General features: G+C 45.4%; 11 protein-coding genes. 5 read left to right on the plus strand and 6 right to left on the minus strand.

Annotated elements, in window-relative coordinates; translation table 11 throughout:
- The 6 genes from tssG to AACT42_RS16870 all read right to left on the minus strand — a co-directional run bounded on the left by tssG (position 1) and on the right by AACT42_RS16870 (position 6,713).
- On the minus strand, positions 1-1,023 hold the full coding sequence (gene tssG, locus AACT42_RS16845; protein WP_094132575.1) for a type VI secretion system baseplate subunit TssG: 1,023 nt from the start codon (positions 1,021-1,023) through the stop codon (positions 1-3).
- On the minus strand, positions 987-2,756 hold the full coding sequence (tssF, locus tag AACT42_RS16850; protein WP_013868296.1) for a type VI secretion system baseplate subunit TssF: 1,770 nt from the start codon (positions 2,754-2,756) through the stop codon (positions 987-989). Before tssF ends, tssG begins: the two co-directional genes overlap by 37 nt.
- Positions 2,757-2,762: 6 nt before the next feature.
- Positions 2,763-3,200, minus strand: coding sequence for a type VI secretion system baseplate subunit TssE (tssE, locus tag AACT42_RS16855; RefSeq protein ID WP_013868295.1), 438 nt, complete (start codon positions 3,198-3,200; stop codon positions 2,763-2,765).
- Positions 3,201-3,202: 2 nt separating this feature from the next.
- Positions 3,203-4,678 carry a type VI secretion system contractile sheath large subunit gene (gene tssC / locus AACT42_RS16860; protein ID WP_026027753.1) on the minus strand — a complete coding sequence of 492 codons (1,476 nt, stop codon included), beginning with the start codon at positions 4,676-4,678 and terminating at the stop codon, positions 3,203-3,205.
- Positions 4,679-4,727: 49 nt separating this feature from the next.
- Positions 4,728-5,237, minus strand: a complete 510-nt coding sequence (gene tssB, locus AACT42_RS16865) for a type VI secretion system contractile sheath small subunit (RefSeq protein WP_017043584.1) — start codon at positions 5,235-5,237, stop codon at positions 4,728-4,730.
- 387 nt (positions 5,238-5,624) lie between these two features.
- Positions 5,625-6,713: a hypothetical protein gene (locus AACT42_RS16870; protein ID WP_094131750.1), complete on the minus strand. Its 1,089-nt coding sequence runs from the start codon at positions 6,711-6,713 to the stop codon at positions 5,625-5,627.
- 574 nt (positions 6,714-7,287) lie between these two features.
- Here AACT42_RS16870 and AACT42_RS16875 point away from each other — a divergent pair.
- From AACT42_RS16875 to AACT42_RS16895, 5 genes are all read left to right on the plus strand, one after another.
- The gene (locus tag AACT42_RS16875; protein WP_094131751.1) at positions 7,288-8,985 is read left to right on the plus strand and encodes an RluA family pseudouridine synthase; all 1,698 of its coding nucleotides are present in this window, start codon (positions 7,288-7,290) and stop codon (positions 8,983-8,985) included.
- Positions 8,986-9,078: 93 nt separating this feature from the next.
- Positions 9,079-10,524 carry an ATP-binding protein gene (locus AACT42_RS16880; protein ID WP_094131752.1) on the plus strand — a complete coding sequence of 482 codons (1,446 nt, stop codon included), beginning with the start codon at positions 9,079-9,081 and terminating at the stop codon, positions 10,522-10,524.
- Positions 10,521-11,174 carry a response regulator transcription factor gene (locus tag AACT42_RS16885; protein WP_013868288.1) on the plus strand — a complete coding sequence of 218 codons (654 nt, stop codon included), beginning with the start codon at positions 10,521-10,523 and terminating at the stop codon, positions 11,172-11,174. Before AACT42_RS16880 ends, AACT42_RS16885 begins: the two co-directional genes overlap by 4 nt.
- Positions 11,167-11,994, plus strand: coding sequence for a DUF2861 family protein (locus AACT42_RS16890; protein ID WP_094131753.1), 828 nt, complete (start codon positions 11,167-11,169; stop codon positions 11,992-11,994). Before AACT42_RS16885 ends, AACT42_RS16890 begins: the two co-directional genes overlap by 8 nt.
- Before the next feature lie 75 nt (positions 11,995-12,069).
- Entirely contained in the window at positions 12,070-14,373 is a 2,304-nt protein-coding gene (locus tag AACT42_RS16895) for a glycoside hydrolase (protein ID WP_094131754.1), read from the plus strand.
- The last annotated feature ends 115 nt before the right edge of the window (positions 14,374-14,488 follow it).

The following is a 14,488-nucleotide window of genomic DNA, read 5'->3' on the forward strand; positions in this document are numbered from 1 at the left end:
CTATTGCCTTACTTGTATAAGCACGCTTTTGTCCGCCAAATCGCGCCCTAAAAATGATGACCAACCCAAAGCCACACCACTGTCATGACATAAACTCATCACCGGAGCCTCGCTCTCGTGCATGGTCAGCTCAAGGTCGTAAGCCATCTGCTCTCGTAAAATAAACTCCACCAACTTACACAGCGGTTGATGTTCTTTGCCTGATGGCAAAAAATCGGCAAATCGTTCTCGAGTTAAGTTTTTGATACAGATAACAAACTTACCATTACAGTCCATCACTGACTCACCCAACATGCTGTTGATCCCAAGCTCACCATTCTGCTTACCTAAGCAAAACTGCTGATAAGGCTCTATCCGGACTTTGCGTCGAACCCACTGGCGAATACTGACTTCTTGTAGATCAAAGCAGTGCGCGATGATGCCAGACACCACTTGCGGTGAACGACTTCGGCCAGCCAAAGTGCCCGCATAAGCCAGCATCTTGCACCAATTTATCGGTGTTTCGCCGCGCAAGTCCGCATCACCCAAACCGACTAAAGCGAACAGCTGTGATGAAAATTGATCCTGCGCACCCGCTTGAAAACGGACGTAATAGCGATACTTTCGCCATACGCGATACACAAGGTTAATCAACCGGTTATTGAAAAAATCTAAAAAGGGCCGCTTGAAACCACCGGGATCTTCTTCGACCAATTGCTGCAAAATAAAACCAGGCAACGGTGACTGTGCCCCAGTTAATCCAAAAAAATTGGTTTGTAAGATCAGGCGCTCATCCGCGAACTCACGTAAATCCGTTACGTCCGCTGGTGCAAAACCTAAACTGGGGTTGGCACTGAATACCAACTGGCATGTCCGCTCCCAATCTTCTGATTCAGGATTAAACGCATTAAGTTTTTGCAGCAGTTCCACCAACTGGTAGAAGTTGTACGTTCGTACATCGCTTGGTAAACCCAGTAGAGGCTCCGGCACAGCCGCCGCAGCCATATCTAGATCAATGGCTGCATTCCTGTCTGTGTTCCCCATGTGTACTTCTCTTGATTGGACGCGTTAATAACGATCAGCTCATGAAACGAATTGATGCTGGCATAGAGGGCAAAAAAGTGGCTAAGCACTGTGCCAAAGAGGTAAAGCTCCCCTTCTGAACCAAAACAGTTTTGATCAATATGAATCGTCGATTGCAGCCCTCGCACTGGCAAACCGCGCAATATTTTATCCACGGGTTGCGACTCAATTTTTTGGATCCCTTCAAGACGCAAACGCGCAACACGCTCCGCTTGGCGATCCACCAAGGCTCTGAAATCGTAAGCTCGCAACACACTGCTTAAGGCATCTTTGGACAGCAGCGATAAATAATTCAGCGATAAGTTAGAAATCAATACCCACAATAGACTGCCATCCAGTACTGGGCGCAGAGATTGTGAAGGCACGGTAATATTGCTGAAAGTGGCAAAGGGGGGCGAGCTGTCTGTCGGCTCACAAATGTCACCGACACCGAGTTCGAGCGGTAATAAGCGATTGGTGCAGGTGAGTTTGAGCGAGATGGCTTCATCGACATGCATGGATTGCGTTTCATCTCCGCGAATGAAAGAGATGAAATTATCAAATCCATCGCCACGGATACTGTCTCTCACTCGTGTACGGTAGTAGAGCGCTTCACGATTTCGAACCCGCTCCACTTCATGCTGAAAACTTTCAAATGCTGAATAGACACGTTTTTCACCCCGAATTCGTTGACTGGCTTGAGTTTTGTCTTGCCAACCGAACACGCCGTCAACGCTGAACACTTCATAGTGAGAAGGGTAACGACTAGAGGGAATAATGCGATACTCTGAACGCTTGCCCGTTAAATCGATCGGATCGGCATCATGTTCAAACAAATTAATGACAGGGGTGCAGTACAACTGGAAATTATCCTGACGCACTCGAACGTCCGCTGGCAAGGTTTTCGAAAAACTGATTTTCAGTTTGAACGCACCATGCACTGATTTCGGCACTACGCTAGCCAGACGGGTAATGTCAACAAAATGAAATGCTTCAGGAAACGACAAGTATTCCTGCAAAACGCGATAACCTTCATACACATTGGAAGGATAGGGCAAAAGCGACTGCTCGCTATCAAATCCGACCGTTTGGAAGCTATTGCGCGGCAGCGTAAATTCTACCCCCGCGACTTCAACAGAAATCTTATCAAGGTAGTGGTTGAGCCATAGATAGAGCATTTGTGAGCTGTATTTATCACCACCTAAGTAAAAGCGCAGATCATCAAGATGCGCATCACCGACGCTTATCTCACCCAACATATTAAGCGACACTTCGATGATGGTCGCTTCTCTAGTGTGTTGCGCAGTGACGTCAGTACATTTCAGTGGGTAAATCTGCACGTCACGACAGGTTCTAAAGTGGCATTTGGTGCCGAAAACAGGCTTGCTATCGAGCTGAGTGCCACGAGCGATTTGCTGCTTATCACTGACACTTTTATCCGGTGTGAACGAGACAATACTCATGCTTGGCACAGGACGTAAGTAGTTTGGCCATAGCATGTTGATGATGGAGTGCGTTAGCTCAGGAAATTCATCTTCAACTTTTTCGCGCAAGCGAGCGGTGAGAAAGGCGAAGCCTTCCAATAAACGTTCGACATCAGGATCCGTCGTTTTACCGTGTAAAAAGCGAGAGAGTTGAGGATGAATTTCAGTGAAATGCTTTCCTTGTTCTTTAAGGAAAGCAAGCTCTTCTCTGAAGTACTTATCTTGAGCCATAATTTTCTAATACACTCGGTACTTTCGGTTTTGATCCAGTAGCAGGTTGAACTGCACTTTCTCATGTAACGCATCACTGTTTATTTCGGCCACAATATGGAAGCGCAGCATCAAAGGGCTAAACACGTCCGACTCGGATCGAATCACAATATTTCGTAAACGGGGCTCATACACATCTAAGCAGCTTTGTATCGCAAGCTTAATCCGCAGCGATAAGTCTAAGGTTTCTAACGTTGCATCGTTAAAATCCACTAAACCTAACGTTGGAGCACTTTGTGCCTCACCCATGCGAGTATTCAAAATATTGGAAACATTGCGTTTGATTGATTGGAGCACATCCCATGCATTTGGCCCTTGAGTCAAAGACATAGGCTTGGTGCCAGCTTCTAAACGTTCAAAGAAGCCGACACCAAATGCACTCTCTTCAGGTGCAATATAAGTCATGGTTATGCTTGATCTAATCGACCAACCAATGACAATTCAAAGTTCGCGCCCATGTACTTAAAGTGAGGACGAACAGAGAGAGAGACCTGATACCAACCTGGTTCACCTTCAACATCCATGACTTCGATTTTTGCAGCACGAAGAGGACGACGACTACGTACGTCTGCTGGTGGATTTTCTTGGTCAGCCACGTACTGTTTGATCCAGCCATTAAGCTCACGTTCAAGATCTTGACGCTCTTTCCAAGCACCAATTTGCTCACGCTGTAGCACTTTGACGTAGTGTGCAAGGCGATTGATGATCATCATATATGGCAGTTGCGTACCCAACTTGTAATTGGTTTCCGCTTCTTTGCCTTCTTTGGTATTCGGGAATATTTTTGGCTTTTGGATCGAGTTTGCAGAGAAGAATGCGGCGTTATCACTGCCTTTACGCATGGTTAAAGCAATGAAACCTTCTTCTGCTAATTCAAACTCTTTACGGTCAGTGACCAACACTTCAGTTGGGATCTTACTTTGCAGTGCACCCATCGATTCAAACACATGCACTGGCAGATCTTCAACCGCACCGCCACTTTGTGGGCCAATGATGTTTGGACACCAACGGTACTTGGCAAAGCTATCGGTTAAACGAGTAGCGAAAGCAAACGCGGTGTTACCCCATAGATAGTGTTCGTGTGAAGCGCTGACACTTTCCACATAATTAAATGATTTAATTGGGTTTTCTGTTGGATCATAAGGTACGCGCAATAAGAAACGAGGCGCAGTCAAGCCAAGGTAACGCGCATCTTCTGATTCACGTAGAGAACGCCATTTAGTGTATTTAGGGCTTTCAAATGTTGACTTAAGATCCTTGATATTTGGTAGCTCTTCAAAAGAATCGATACCAAAAAACTCAGGGCCTACACTAGAAATGAATGGAGCATGAGCCATCGCACCAAGTGCACCCATGTATTGCAGTAGCTTCATGTCAGGGGTTGATGGCGTGAAAGCAAAGTTACCGATGATAGCGCCAGTCGGCTCACCACCAAATTGGCCATAACCAGAAGAATAAACGTGCTTATAAAGACCAGATTGCGTCGTTTCTGGTGCAAATTCAAAGTCTTCAAGCAACTCGCCTTTCGTTACATGCAACAAATCAACCTTGTTGTTTTCACGAAAATCGGTACGGTCAATAAACAGTTTCAAACCACGCCATGACGATTCCATCTGCTGGAAACGCTCTTCGTGCAAAATCTCATCCATTTGAGCACTGATTTTCTTATCAAGCTCAACCAGCATTTGATCAACGAGTGATTTGTTAACCGGCTCTTCCGTTTGATTCGAACCGATGAGATTCTCAATAAACGCAGCAACCCCTTTCTTCGCAACATCATACCCTTCTTCAGTCGGTGCAATGCGCGTTTGTGCCATGATTTCATCAAGTAAACTGCCTTGGGTGGCACTTTGTCTCTCTAAGACAGCTTCAGTAGTAGACATCAATTTCGTTCCTAAATTTGATTAAATAAAAAGTTGGGTTGATCAAGCCTTATGCTTGAGGCTCTTCTTCTTTGCCGCTCACTAGGCTTAGCTCAGATAGAAGTTTTTCACGCGATTCTTCCGAATTTAGTAGCTCTTGTAGACGCTCTCTAAATGCGGGAATATTGCCCAAAGGACCTTTTAAGGCCACAAGAGCTTGGCGTAGCTCAACCAATTTATTTAATTCTGGAACTTGTGCTGCCACTGAATCCGGTTCGAAGTCAGCAAGAGATTTGAAACTAAGCTCAACAGGAAGCTCAGCATTTTCATCGCCACTCAGTTTATTGCGCACTGTAGTGGTCAGTTTCAAATCGCTTTCACGCATAACCGCTTCAAAGTTGTTCTTGTCCACTGAAACGGTTTGTCTCTCTTCAAGTGGGGTCTCTTCGGTATGGCCTTTAAAATCACCCACCACCAGAGTTTTTAGCGGTAACTCAACTTCAGCCTGTGCATCTCCCGTTGCTGGAATATACTTAATATTAATCCGCTCTTTAGGAGCTACACTTCCTTCTTTAGACATATTACGTCTCCAATACCTATGCCAATCATTGTCAAAATTACGGACAAGAGCGTAGCTAAACTTAGTTACCACTTACTCAGGCCGAGGGTTACATAACGTTGTAAAAATTAAAGTTAAATCTATTGGACTTAAGTTCTAATAGAACTCAAGTCTCTTAATATTTATTATCTGGTAGATTTTAATGAGCATTTAAACAATAAATCCCATTAATTAGCATTAGCTATTAAATTCTTCCCTAAACTACCCCATCAGATTTATCGATATTTTCATGGGGATTTAAAATTCTCGGCACATTCTATTCATATAGGAGCATTTTAAATATAAAAAATCACAAAAACATGATCTTCACCCAAAAAAATATGCCGTTTCTAATACTGTATAATTTAACTAATTAATATCCCAAAAGACATCATGATAATAAAAATTCAGACTATTCTTATAGTTAACAAATATGCCATTAGCTTGTGCTTTTTCTTCCTCACTCATCTTACCAGCAAGGCTTTCTTCCTCTAATTCCAATATTGAGTAGAGCGACTGCATACGTTCAGTACCAGCAGCAGAGAGATATAAATCTAAATAGGCTTGCGCTTTGATCCGATCGGGAGTCACAAAATGATAGGATGCGCTATCGCCGAGCAGAATCTTAACTACCGTTGCCAAAGAGGTAATATCACCTTGCTCTAACGCCATCAGTCGCCATTGATAGGCATCTTCAAAACGGCCTTTGCTCTCTAAAATACCGATGTAGCGTCTCATCGCAGGGATATAGTTTGTCTTCGCAGCCGCGAGATAGAGCTCTCTCACCTTGGTCTCCCTTTCTCCAGGCATTAAAAACAGGCCTCCACCCGCTTGAACTTGCTTTGCTTTATCCATCAATGCTCGTGGATGATTAAAACTGACCGCTTTATCGAGATAGTAGCTATACATCTCGTTATCCATACCTTTGTAAAACTGGGCAAGCTCGTAAGTGGCTTGTGCAGGATCATCTCGTCCTAAACGAATCAAACTATCGTAATACTGGCTTTTCCAATACTGCACATCGCGATCTCTTAACCACTTGGCATCAGTATAAAGATGTTTCATGGCGCGACGATTGCCTAATTCTGCGGCTTTAAGCAGATATTCACGCGCTTCAGGAGGCGTTCTAATGGTCGTTTTGTAGTTCGAAAGCTCCATCGCGTAGAGAAAGGCGGCATCCGAATTGTCGTTGTCTGCCGCGTACTGGAGGTATGGTCGCGATTCCATATTTTTGTATTGCGCTCGAAGCAGTCGTCCGGTAGCAAACGCTTTTTCTGGAGACATATTTCCTACTTCATACACTTCTGCTGCAGACGTTTCTTGCTCAGCATGTAACACCATCGAAGGAAATAAGGAGAGCGCTAAAATGGCATATGTTTTATTAATCCACATTGACGCGACTTCCAAACTTGACGCTTGCGGAACACACAATGATAGACGTTGGCAGAAATCCATCATGAACCGTTTCCATATTACCCACTACAATACTCTGACTCATTATATTTCCTTAACTGACTAACCATTTATCCATAAACACGTAAGCAAAAATCATTCCCTTCAATTACGCTTACTTAAGAATAAAGCCCCACAGCCCGAGCGGGCAAAAAATTGCCCAACCGAGCAACAAATTGCCCGAGCGGGCATAATATTGCCTATATGATAATCAATACTCAGCCTTTACCCATCAAAATTAAAAACAATACACTCATTAAATTAAATAGAATCAGGAACCAATCACCACAAATAGAATTAATGACAAAAAACTAACATAAAGCTGACATTGTTTTGCATAGAAATAAAATGAATTAATCCTCCAATCATTCTATATGTTTTAAATAAACGCATAGCATCAGGTTAAATCGACACTGTTAACTTATTTCTTTGGGATTCACTAAGCTATATTAATGATATTAATAAGCTAGTTACATTAATTAATCGTATCATCATCGCCGTTCAACCAGAAACTGGCATTTCTAGGTCAAATCAGTACAATTCTGCGTTCTCCACCACCATCCACTGCGAGCCAGAGAAAATGCCAACACCAGCGCCCTGTTTTACTGCCTTTAAAAAACCTATTGAAGGCTACTCTCTGCCTGAGCGCTTTACTTTCCCATTTTGTTACGAGCCGCATCCGCTAAGCGAATTAGCGGCAAGCCAGCTGCAACAACACCTGCTGAACCAGCAGAATTGGCAACATAATTTTGGGCTCGATAATCACGGCGTGCTAAACCAGCATCCGGAAGCTATCGGGAAAATGTTTGGCGTTTTAGTGGTGCGTAAACAAAGTGGAGAGCTAGGGTACCTGTCTGCATTCTCGGGGAAGTTAGCTGAGCAAAACCTGCTGCCGCATTTTGTGCCGCCTATATTTGACATGCTCACTAACGATGGTTTTTTCTTGGAAGGCAGCGTGCCGATCAATCAAATTAATCAGCAAGTTGAACAATTGGAGTGCGATCCACAGCGTGCGCTACTTCAGCGGCAATGGGCCACGGCCCAACAGCAGGCGCAAGATGAATTAGAAGCGCATCGCCAACTGATGATTCAAGGTCGTGAACAGCGTAAACAGCAACGCATCCTTGCCGAACAATCAAATGATGCCCAACAATTGCGTGAAACCTTAGATTGTCTCGCCAAACAAAGTGTGGCTGAAAAAACGTTCCTCAAGCAATTAAAACGAAAATGGGACGTCAACCTCAACGAACTACAAGCGCAAATAGACGCATTTCAAGAAAAGATTGATGCGTTAAAAGAGCAGCGTAAAAATCTCTCTAATGCGTTGCAGCAACGACTTTTTTCTCACTATCGATTTCTCAATCAATACGGCACTGAAAAATCTCTGGGGGAGATTTTCCGTCTTACGGCTAACCCTGTTCCACCAGCAGGATCTGGAGAATGCGCCGCACCAAAATTGCTGCACTACGCGTTTCAACATCAGATGACACCGATTTCACTCGCCGAATTCTGGTGGGGAGCGTCACCAAAATCTGAAATTCGTCAACACAAGAAATTCTATCCTGCTTGTCAAAACAAGTGCCAACCGATTTTGGCTCACATGCTTGATGGGCTGAAGCTCGATGATAACCCGCTATTGCATAACCCAGCGCAAGGCAAAGAGATCGACATCATCTATCAGGATGAAGCCATTATTGTCGTCAACAAACCTGCCGAGTTTCTATCCGTTCCCGGAGTCAACATTCAGGACTCGGTTTATACTCGTCTGCAACAAATGTTTAGCTCAGATGAAGGGCTTTTTGTGATCCACCGCCTCGATATGTCTACTTCAGGTTTATTGGTGTTTGCTCTCACCCGCCGAGCCAATAAAAGCCTGCAGAAGCAATTTATTACTCGCGGCGTTGAAAAACGCTACCTTGCCTTACTCGCTGGTGAATTACAGCAATCGCATGGTGACATTCGCTTACCGCTGCGAGGCGATTTAGATGACAGGCCGCGTCAATTGGTCTGTTTTGAACATGGCAAACCCGCTGACACTCACTGGCAATTAATTGAATGCCAAGATGGATTCAGTAAAGTCTACCTCTACCCCAAAACAGGACGAACCCACCAATTGCGCGTGCATTGCGCTCATGTGGAAGGACTCAACCTGCCCATCGTTGGCGACGATCTTTATGGCACGAAAGGAGCGCGTTTACATCTACATGCTGAGTCGCTGAGCTTTGATCATCCTTATACCAAGCAAAGGATGACATTCACGGTGGATGCCGAGTTTTGATCGACATTCCGCTTTAGTGACATTGAGGTGACAAATCCTGACTTAGCACAGCTATAATTTCGTGAATGCGAACCTTTTTCTAAGTGCTTAACGTTGAGAACACGGCTGCTGTACCTTTTGATCACACTCACCGCAGTGCTAGGGCAATCAAACCTAGCACACGGGCAAGAGCAAACGCTGCAAGATCGTTGGCAGCATTTTCTACGCCAAGCCGAATCGCTATCGGCTGCGCGAGCCTTGCCATCGCAAAGTATTAACTCATACCCTGTCGATCTTCTGCTCAGCGCCAGCGCCTATCCTGATTTTTCCCGTTATTCATGGCAAACCATAACCGATCTCAAAGCGATAGCCTCACAGTGCGCACTGTCGCCCGGTTTATCAAAAACCTTGGCATCACGCCCTGAATTGCAAAAAGCAGCGTCGTTTGAACTCGCTTTATGCCAAGGCGATGAATTGCCCATCCGTTGGTTTAAGACTGCTCCGTTTCTGCATCCTGCAGGTGGGAGCTACGCAGAGCGATACTTAGCTTTTTCTACTCATAACATAACAGCCGAGCAAAGCGCCGAGCTACAGCCCTACACGACTCTCTCTGACCCTCAGCATCCGCTGTACACCTTTTTTACCGATTTAGAAACGGCAGGGCGAGATGCCTTGGTCAGCGGTTATCGCGCTTATATTGACCGTCAACAACGGCTATGGATCAGTGGCGATTTCGGTATTCGCGTACTGAGCGCATTGCAATGGAAAAAAGTCGCGCTCGATCAGCAATTGGTATTGTCGGCCATCACAGCGGCTACTCAGAGTTGCCAATTACGCTACAGTAATCTGTGTGTCTCTAGCCAAGAAAAACCCAATATCTCACTGTGGTTATCGGTCATATTACTGCTGTTGCTCGCAGCAACGCTGAGTAGGACGCTCTGGTTACGCCGCCAACAAGCCAAAGAAAAACGCTTTATTTTACAGTTGCTGACGCATGAACTACGCACCCCTATCACCAGTCTTGGCTTGACCGTTGAGCAGTTTCGCCAGCAATTTGATACTCTGCCAGAGCTGGCCCAAGATACATTCGGCCGCTTACTGGCCGATCACCAACGTTTAGCTCAGCTTGCTCAGACCAGTAAAGGATTTTTGAGTAGCGACCCAAATGAGCCGTTTCAATGTCAAACCGCTTATCTCTCAGATTGGTTAGATCACTGCGTAGCGAAACACGAACTCAGCTATGAACTGACACAAGATATCGAGCTCACACTGCCGTATTACTGGCTTGGGATTTGTTTGGATAACTTGATCCGTAATGCCAAGCAGCATGGTCAAGGAACAATCTCAATAACGGCCAGCGTGACTGACACTCGACTGCGGCTTTGCGTTAGCGATGAAGGCGAGTTTCCCTCTCGTCTAAAACGGCTATTTTCCCGTTCTCGCACGACTTCCAATATGGGGATTGGGCTCCGTCTTGTGAGCCATTTGATGCTTAAAATGGGCGGCAAACTGACGTGTAAAGCCCACCCCACTCGCTGCCAATTGGAATTACCATTATGAACACACTGTTATTGGTCGAAGATGATCCTCTACTCGGGCAAGGTTTGCATGATTACTTGCTACAGCAAGGTTTTGATTGTTTGTGGGTACAGCAGCTCTCACAAGTCAAAAAAGCATGGTTTCGCGCCGATTTGGTGATTTTAGATAGACAACTGGCTCAAGGAGACAGCTTGGATCATCTGCCTCAATGGCTAATGGCCAAAGCCGTGCCAGTGATCATCCTGACGGCCAAAATCGAGGTTGAGCAAAAAATAGCAGGTCTGATGGCGGGGGCAAAAGACTACGTCACCAAGCCATTTTCGCAACAAGAATTACTGGCGCGAATTCAAGCGCAACTGCGACCATTAGGAGAAAGCTTGCTTTCCTACGCTGACATTGCCATTGATCTCTCAAAGCGCAGCGTTACCTTAGGTGAGCAGTTGATGACGCTAAAACCGAAACAGTTTCAGCTATTACTGCTGCTGGTTCAAAACCAAGGACGTGTTTTTCACCGTGATGAACTACTCAATAAAGTGTGGGGCTACCAAGCCTTTCCCTCAACTCGAACCGTCGATAATCATGTTTTACAGCTAAGGCAGCAGTTACCCTCACTCAATATCGAAACCGTTCGTGGCGTTGGGTATCGTTTAGTCGAGGTGTCCAATGCGTAACCTTTGGCTGTTTGCACTGTTCGTCGTTAGTCCAAGCCACGCCGTGAGTGATGATTGGTTTATGACCACACCACTGCAATCAACCTATCGCGCTTTAGCGAACCATCAGCCACAGCTTGCCTGGCAAGAGTTGGTCTTCGCACTCAATAACCAAACCATTGCCACGCCACACTGGGCAAGCGTCAAGCATGCCATTATTGAACAAACCCAATGTGGCCAACAGCTCTTAAGCGATGTGGTACCAAATGCGGCGCTGATCAAAGTCTCGATACAAAAAAAAACCAACGTGATGCAGCAAGGTTACCAGTTCAAATTATCAATGGAGGGAGCGAAGCTGCCTAGCCAGGTTGAACTTCTTGGCCCTGACAATGGCTTGCTCATCTCACAGAGCCAAGTAACGTCATCAGCCCCTTACATAGAATTAGAAAGCCCAGAACTGCTCTTTGCTCCGCAAGATGGCGTTTATCGACTGACACTCGACAAACAACACTATTGGTTAGTTCTTACCATGCCTTTTGGCTCCACATGGTTGCAATCCGCCTCTCCCAACGGTGGCTACCCACTAGCGCTTGAGTCCCCCACAGCATTGACAAACTGCCCCCCAACAAGCCTTGCTTGGCAATGGTTTGACGACCAATTTCAGTTAATCAAGCAGCAAGATATGGTAGCTATGAGTAATACTCAGCAATTATTGGACAAACCAAGCTCATCCCCCAGCTCGGCTAAATGGCTCAGTACTCTGATCAAAACTATCGAGTATCAAGGAGCAATCAAAGTGGAATATATACAACGTTTGACTCTGCCAAATCAGGCTCAATGAAGACATCAGAGTGACAATTGATTTGTCGATTTCTTATGTAATCAACACACCGAGACACACTGGAAATGACAAACCATGTATAAACCACTTTGTTCTTTATTGATCACTTGTACGCCACTTTTGGCGTTGGCTAGCCAATCACAACCGGCGTCAATTACACTGCATAATCAAAACCAAACCGTGCAAATAGAGCCACAAAATTTTGCTATTGATTGGCAGCAAAATGCCCAGCTAACCATTAACCAAGGCCAGCTAACCGTTAACGGCCAGCCACAGAAAGTCAGCCAACTGCAACAAGATAATCAACATCACGCCTCTTGGCTGCTTGTTCCTAGCCAGTTAAAGGTTGAGGCCAATTTACAACAAACATTGAAGCTGTCGATTACCGCGAGCGCTGAGAGTAAGATCTCTCGTGCTAAACCGTTAACCGTACAGTGGTTTGAACTGCCTGAGCAGCAAAGCAAAACGCTCATTCTTCCTTTTAGTGAAGGAATGCGCATTCCAACTGATAACCCACAGTGGGTGAACTACCTCATAGCGGAACGCTCTGCCAGCAATACCACGCAAGATCTCAAAATGCCATTTTGGAGTGTGGAAGCTGGCAATGAGCAGTATGTGAGCTACCAACTCAATACCGCCACCAACAACAAACTCAATTTTAATGCCAAGCAAAACAAGTTAGACATGCAAGCCACGCACGCTTTTACTGTACTCAACAAAGATGAGCCTTTTGAGGTGGAAATCTCTATTGGCAACTCGCCGTTAGATGGCGCAAAACGTTATCGTCAGTGGCGAAAAGAGAATGGACTATCGCAAACGCTCGAACAGAAAGCGCAGCAAAATCCGGCCATAAAAGAGCTTATCGGCGCAAGCCATGTCTATCTGTTTGGTAGAGACTTACTCTCTGAGCAAGATGTTAGCGACTTCTGGGCATTGAAAACTTGGTATTTTGAGCAGCCCCAGTGGGTAGCATCAAACGAAGCGCTCAAAGAGCTCAAACCGCTCATCAAGGGCAAAGATTTCTTAAGCCGCTATCATAAACGTTTGCTGATTGAAGAGGTGAATAATGGGCTGAACTCTTGGATCAAAGAGTCGCCCTCAAATAACGAGGCTGGGATCGCCAGCCAGTATCAAGCCGCTCAGGCACGAAAAGCATGGCTCGCAGAGCAGAAACTACCGTTTCTACGTGATGCCAGCACTTGGGGACAGGGGCTATCGACTTCCATGATCGACGCACTCAGCTCAGCTGGTTTGCAACACTTATGGTTAGGTTTGGATAATTGGATGCCCGCCTTTTACCAGCCACAAGTGGTTGACCAAGCAAAACAAGCTGGCTACTTAGTTGGGGTGTACGACTCCTACAATACCGCCATAGCAAAAGGCATCAACGATGGTTGGCTTACCGCGCAGCTACCGGATTCGATGCGTGAGCAATGTGCGATAGAAAACGCCGACGGCAAAAAACAAAAAGGATTTCGTGGCAACGGCTTTTACCTTAACCCTGCCTGCCAATTAGGATTTGCGCAGCAACGCATTGAGGCGATTTTAAAATATGGCCGCTTTAACAGCCTGTTTCTTGATGTGGATGGGACCGGAATGGCCCGTGAAGATTACTCATACCAAGAGGGCCAAGGAATGAAAGAAAGCGCGATGCTGGAGGCATTTAATCAACGCATGCGCTGGATAGCCAATGAACAGAATGTGGTTCTCGGCTCTGAAGATGGTAACAGCCTGACGACACAAGGGCTCGCCTTTGCTCATGGTTTAGAAACGGTAGGATTTGGCTGGACAGATCCGGATATGAAAACTAACCGTCAATCACCTTATTTTCTTGGGGCATGGTTTCCAGACAATAAGCCCGATTTTTTCTTCAAACCCGCGCAAGTCAAAGAGCCGTACAAAACACTGTTATTTGCACCACAATACCGTATTCCTCTCTATCAAACCGTGTTCCATGATGAGGTGATCAACAGTCACCACTGGCACAGCGATAGTTTGAAGTTATCAAACGTGCAAGCGGAGCGAGATTTAATCGCCATGCTGTATAACACCCCAGCGATGATTCACCTTAGCCGTGATGAAGCGACGCCTAACAGCGCTCGAGTCAACGCATTACGCCGCTATCAACAAGGGTTTACACCAATCCATGAAGTAGTGTGGAACCAACCTTTAGTCGATTTTAAATGGCTTGATGAACAAGGGATGGTACAACAAACAACCTTTGGTGATGGCAGTAAAATTACTGCTAATTTCTCTACGCAGCCATATAAAAAAGAGGATAAGCAAATAATACCAGCCTTGAGTATTCAAGCTGAACTCAGCAATGGGAAAAGTATCGTTTGGGCACCTGATTCTGATACGCTAAAAACAGAAAAATAGTCTCATCCCTAACTCATTAAAAGATAAATAATAGTGCGACACTTCAAGGAAGAAGTGTCCATTTCTGTCATTCAGCAACCATAGCCAGTAGCACAAAGACAATATGGGCAAACAA

Source organism: Vibrio sp. V15_P4S5T153, assembly GCF_963874485.1.
In the GTDB taxonomy this organism is placed as follows: domain Bacteria; phylum Pseudomonadota; class Gammaproteobacteria; order Enterobacterales; family Vibrionaceae; genus Vibrio; species Vibrio anguillarum.